Here is a 5,814-nt window from a genome sequence, read left to right on the forward strand (position 1 = left end):
CTCGATCGGGATCTCAACCCGATCCAGACCATCAAAACCGGCAGCCGCAACGTGGGAATCAAGAACTACAAAAACTACCTCATTTTCGAACTGATGGATGCCGATCAGATCTGGGTGATGAAGGATGAGAATGCCGGCAAGGGCAAACCCCGTTTCGTTCTCTACAAAAAGTTCGAAAATATCGGCAAAGTCCCCTTTGACGCGATGATCCACAAGAATCTCTACGTTGCCGGGCTCTTCAACTCTCCCGATGTCGGACTGCTCAATCTCGACACGATGGAGTACAAAAAGATTCCCCTGAATCTGGGGCAGAAGGAGCGGATCCTCAAGGTCCCCCATTTCGGTTTCTGGAGCATTTCTCAGAACTATTTCTTCATCCCTGCTGTGGGGGCACGCAAAGTCTTTGTCTTCGACCACGATTTCAAGCCGGTCACGGCCATTGCCGTCAAGGGTAACCCCGTCTTTACCGCCATCAGCCCCAACAAAAAGTGGCTGGCTGTCTCTTTCAGCGGCAAAGACTTCCCCTATGTGCAGATCATCGATACCAAAACCTTCCAAATCGCCCGGACTTTCAAATTTCCGGGATGGATCCTGCATCTGCGCTGGTCCAAAGATACCCCCCATCTCTACTTCAGTGTCAATACCAAAAACGAGGTGCTAGCCTACCGGGTCTCCGATCCCGATCCTAAAAAATGGTGGAAGCATTTCATGTGGCCCGTGCCCAAACCTTCGGGGATCTTCCTCTTTGAAGCGCCGGATGAGCCTGCCCCCAAGATCCGGAAAGTGAGTCACTAAGTGTTTCGTCTCTCCAATCTCATCGACGCGGTGACGGCGGGAAGACCCGAACGTTCTCTTGACGGCTCTATCGCCATCTGGAACTTCACCAACCGCTGCAATCTGGCCTGCCGCCACTGCTACAGCTACGCCGATCCCAACAGCGAAGATTTTCTGAGCACCGAATTTATCCTGGACTCTATCCCCGAGCTTCTCAAAGCCGGAATCCGCTTCGTGATCTTCAGCGGCGGCGAGCCTCTGATCCGCAAAGATATCTTCGAGATCGCCGAGGCGATGAGAGAGGTGGGGATTGTCACCTACCTCTCCACCAACGGCCTCTATGTCAACGAGAAGAACGTCGACCGGATCATCGAGACTTTCAACTATATCGGAATCAGTATCGACGGGATCGAAGCGGTCCATGACGCTTTTCGGGGGCTGGAGGGGGCCTATCGCCGCAGTCTCGATGCCATCGCGCTGATTCAGCAGCACGGCGGTAATGCGGGGATCCGCTTTACGATCACCGAAGAGACCAAAGGGAGTTTCTACGATATTTTCGATCTGGCCGAAGAGATCGGCGTCGACAAGATCTACATCTCCCACCTGGTCTATAGCGGCCGGGGGTTGGATAACCTCAAGATCGATATCTCCCCCGAAGAACGACGCAAATTTGTTGAATTTATCATCGACAAAGCCTTTCAGTATCATGAGGAGGGGCGAAAGATCGATGTCGTCACCGGGAATATGGAGATGGATGCGATCCTTTTTCTGGAGAAGTTCGGCGAACGTTATCCCGTGCTCCGGGATGAGATGCAGCGGCGGCTGCGAAACTGGGGTGGCAACAGTGCAGGCCGCAAACTGGTCAATATCGACTGGAAAGGCAACGTCAAACCCGATCCCTTTTTCCCTTTCGTTATCGGGAATATGACCGAAAAACCTTTCAGCGAGATCTGGTTGGATGGGGAGAATGAGATGCTGACTCGGCTCCGGGAGCATCCCCGGAAGCTCTCGGGAAAATGTGCCGACTGCAGTGTCATCGACATCTGCAACGGCGGCAGCCGTAGCCGCGCCTGGGCGATCCACGGCGATCTCTGGGCGGAAGACCCGTCGTGCTATCTCAGCCGAGCTGAAATAACAAGTGAAGAGTGAGGAGTGAGGAGTGAGGTGTTTTTGGGTGCGGCTTTGGCGCACTTTTGGGGAGTCCGCACTTCAGTCCCGCAAAATGGATATATGAAACTCTTTTTCAGAGCACTCAAAAACAAATAATAAATAACCAATAACTTTCGCCGCAGGCGAAGAAGGAGCATGAATGGTCTATCTCACCGGAGCCGGTCCCGGCGCCCTCGATCTGCTGACGGTCAAGGCGCTGCGCGTCATCCGTCAGGCCGATGTAATCATCTATGACCGGCTGGCCAATCCCGAGATCCTTGCCGAAGCGAAAGACGGCTGTGAGTTCATCTACGTCGGCAAGGCTGACAGCCACCATACACTGCCCCAGGAAGAGATCAATGAAGTGATCTATCGGGCGGCTCTGGAACACGAAACCGTCGTCCGTCTCAAGGGAGGGGATCCACTGGTTTTTGGCCGGGGAGGAGAAGAAGGGATCTATCTCAGAGAACGCGGGATCAGGTTTGAATTCATTCCCGGTGTCACCTCAGCCATTGCCGTGCCAGAGTATGCGGGGATTCCGGTGACTCATCGGGGGATCACCGTCAGTTTTCGGGTTGTCACCGGGCATGAAGCGGCTAAAGAGAAGAGTCAGATCCCCTGGGAGAACTACAAAAGTGACGATACGATCATCTTTCTCATGGGGCTGCATCGACTCCACTATATTGTCGAGAAACTCCTGGAAATCGGCAAACCCAAAGATTTCCCCATTGCTGTTATCAGCAAAGGAACCTGGCCGGATGAGAAGACGGTCATCGGGACATTGGAGACCATCGTGGAGAGAGCTAGAGGGCTTCAAACTCCTGCCTTGATCGTTGTCGGTCGTGTCGTGGAATTGCATAAAGAGTTGAGTTGGTTCGAAAGTGCCGATGGAATAAGGTGAGTAAAACAGGCGGATATAATCTCTCCACTAAAAAATCTTTGCTACAATGCACGTTTGAAGGTGAAAGGGTATGCCGATGGTCGATTTGAGAGAGGTTCAACTCTTTTCCAAACTTTCCGAGAAACATCTCGAAGAGATCAGGGAACACGCGGTGATCCGCAGTTACAGGCGGGAGAGTATCGTCTTTTACGAAGGAGATCGAGGAGAGTATCTCTACATTGTTTTAGACGGAACCGTCAAACTCTACAAAACTTCTCCCAAAGGGACACAGATCCAGATCAACCGTTTCGATGCGCCGGCAGTAGTGGGGGAATATGCCTGTTTCGAGAAGATGCCTTTTCCCGCAACCTGCGAATTTATTACCGACGGCAAAATCGCTATGGTTCCTTACGATTACATTTACCGGAATCTCGGGGAACAGGATTTTTCACTGGAGATCATCAAGTCTTTGACCTCCAAAATCATGGTCCTTTCGGCCCTGATTCACAAAGAGACGATCTACTCCTCGGAAGCCAAAGTTGCGAAAATGCTTCTGGAAAACAGTGAAATTTTCAGCAAACTTAAATACAATGAAATTGCCGCCATCCTCAATCTTACTCCCGAAACTCTCTCTCGTATTTTCAAAAAGATGAAAAAAGAGGGAATCATTGAGGTGGATCGACAGCATCATGTCCAGGTACTCGATCCCGAAGCTCTGGAGACGGTGATCGAAAACAATAAAATAAAAACCTGTACCAACTGTCTTGCCGATTTCAAAAAACAGATCGGAATGGCATAAGTCCGTTTTATCTCTTAATACGGAAATTTTTCGCTGAAAAGCGGGAGTGAATTGGATATAATCCCCTAGAAATTTTCCGTGAATGTTTCAAAAAAGATGGTACGAAACGATACCGTCTTCTTCCCAAAAGAGTGGACGGTGCAATCGACCTATTTTTTTGGAAAAAAACAGTAAGGATAGCGTATGGGTCAGACCCTCACCGAAAAGATCTTTTCCGAACATGCCGGCCGTCCCGTCAAGGCGGGCGAGATCGTCCGTGTCGACATCGACATGGTCATCGGCAACGACATCACCACTCCGATCTCCATCCGGGCTTTCGAGGAGAGCGGAGCCGAGAAGCTGGCCAATCCCGACGGCTTCGCCATTGTCATGGACCACTACATCCCCGCCAAGGATATCGCCAGCGCCAACCAGGCCAAAATAAGCCGCGATTTCGCCCTCAAACACGATCTGAAATATTTTTTCGACGAGAAGGACATGGGGATCGAGCACGCGCTGCTGCCCGAAAAGGGGCTCGTCGTCCCCGGCGACGTGATCATCGGAGCCGACAGCCACACTTGTACCCACGGGGCACTGGGGGCTTTCAGTACCGGGATGGGGAGCACCGACATCAGCTTCGCCATCATCACCGGGGGCAACTGGTTCAAGGTCCCCGAGACCATCAAGGTCGAGCTCGTGGGCAAACCCGGCCCCCATATCTACGGCAAGGACATCATCCTGGAGGTGATCCGCATTCTCGGCGTCGACGGGGCGCTCTATAAGGCGCTGGAGTTCACCGGCGAAGCGTTGCAGTATCTGCAGATGGATGACCGTTTCAGTATGTGCAACATGGCCATCGAAGCGGGGGCCAAAAACGGGATCATCGCCGTGGACGAGATCACCGAAGTCTACCTGAAGGAGCGGACCGAGGCCAACGGCGGACTGCGGGCCGAGCCCAAGATCTACACCTCCGATCCCGATGCCGAGTATTGCCAAACGATCACCATCGACGTGGGTAAGCTCTCCCCCGTCATCGCCTACCCCTTTCTGCCGAGCAACGGCAAGCCGGTGGAGCAGGCGGTTGCCGACAAGATCAAAGTCGATCAGGTGATGATCGGCAGCTGTACCAACGGACGGTTGGAGGATCTGCGCATCGCCGCCGAGATCGTCAAGGGCAAGCGGGTCGCCCGCCACACCCGGATGATCGTCACTCCCGCGACCCAGCGGATCTTCATGCAGGCCGAAAAAGAGGGACTCATCGATACCCTCATCGAAGCGGGCGCCGTCGTCTCCAACCCCACCTGCGGGGCCTGTCTGGGGGGCTACATGGGGATCCTGGGCGACGGAGAGAAGTGCGTGAGCACCACCAACCGCAACTTCGTCGGCCGCATGGGAGCCCGCACCAGCGAAATCTACCTGGCCAACTCCGCTGTGGCCGCCGCCAGCGCCATCGCCGGATACGTCAGCGATCCGAGAGAGATTGGATAGCGCCATAGGCGCGGTTATTGGTCATTAGTCATTGGTGATTGGGAACCGTATCGTCGGGTGATCGCTATATTCAAACTTCAAGAGAATTGTTCTGCTCCAGGCTATATTCGATAACTAAGCATTTCTTTTTATCAACGTTGAATATTTTTGGTTAAAGTAAATTTTTGGAGCAACTCATGAAAAGATTTCATCCCCTTTCCCCTACAGACGCCTATCACGAGATGACGAAGCACAGTTGGCTCTCCGTCCGGCAACGGTCCGGGGGCCTCGACTGGTCGACCCAGCCTTCGGTCTACAAACGCTATCCGGCGGAGCTGCCCAGGGTTTCGCTCCTGGACGAGACGCCGGTAAAGCGTTTTCTCTACCGAATCGCGGGGATCACCGCCAAAAAGAGTTATCCGGGGGTGGAGTATTATCTGCAGACCAACCCCAGCGCCGGGGCCCTCTATCCCAACGAGGTCTATTTTCAGGCCCGGGGGGTGGAGGGGTTTGAAGACGGGATCTACCATCTGGAGGTGGCGAGCTCTTCGGCGGTCTTGCTGCGCCCCATCGACGGAAACGAAGGCCTGGAGGCGGCCCTGGAGGACCCCCGCCGTCGCCGGGGACTGATTCTGTTTGTCAGTGGGATCTACTGGCGCTCAAGCTGGAAGTATCGTGATCGGGCCTTCCGCTACGTACTGCTGGATGCGGGGCATCTATTGGGCAGCAGTGAGGCGGCGGCGCTGCTGTGGGGGCGAAACTACAC

General features: G+C 53.7%; 6 protein-coding genes. All 6 read left to right on the plus strand.

The window, feature by feature from the left end; genetic code table 11:
* The coding region (locus tag F8I07_RS05185; RefSeq protein ID WP_292656621.1) for a cytochrome D1 domain-containing protein at nt 1-795 on the plus strand (795 nt) is incomplete at its 5' end.
* Nucleotides 796-1,923, plus strand: coding sequence for a radical SAM protein (locus tag F8I07_RS05190; RefSeq protein WP_292656623.1), 1,128 nt, complete (start codon nt 796-798; stop codon nt 1,921-1,923). It abuts the gene before it with no gap.
* Between the two features lie 160 nt (nt 1,924-2,083).
* Nucleotides 2,084-2,824, plus strand: coding sequence for a uroporphyrinogen-III C-methyltransferase (cobA, locus tag F8I07_RS05195; RefSeq protein WP_292656626.1), 741 nt, complete (start codon nt 2,084-2,086; stop codon nt 2,822-2,824).
* A 70-nt stretch (nt 2,825-2,894) separates the two neighbouring features.
* Nucleotides 2,895-3,602, plus strand: coding sequence for a Crp/Fnr family transcriptional regulator (locus F8I07_RS05200; RefSeq protein WP_292656629.1), 708 nt, complete (start codon nt 2,895-2,897; stop codon nt 3,600-3,602).
* A gap of 183 nt (nt 3,603-3,785) precedes the next feature.
* The gene (gene leuC / locus F8I07_RS05205; RefSeq protein ID WP_292656632.1) at nt 3,786-5,069 is read left to right on the plus strand and encodes a 3-isopropylmalate dehydratase large subunit; all 1,284 of its coding nucleotides are present in this window, start codon (nt 3,786-3,788) and stop codon (nt 5,067-5,069) included.
* 176 nt (nt 5,070-5,245) lie between these two features.
* A partial coding sequence (locus F8I07_RS05210; RefSeq protein WP_292656635.1) for a SagB/ThcOx family dehydrogenase occupies nt 5,246-5,814 on the plus strand: 569 nt, incomplete at its 3' end.

Source organism: Nitratifractor sp. (assembly GCF_015487065.1).
In the GTDB taxonomy this organism is placed as follows: domain Bacteria; phylum Campylobacterota; class Campylobacteria; order Campylobacterales; family Sulfurovaceae; genus Nitratifractor.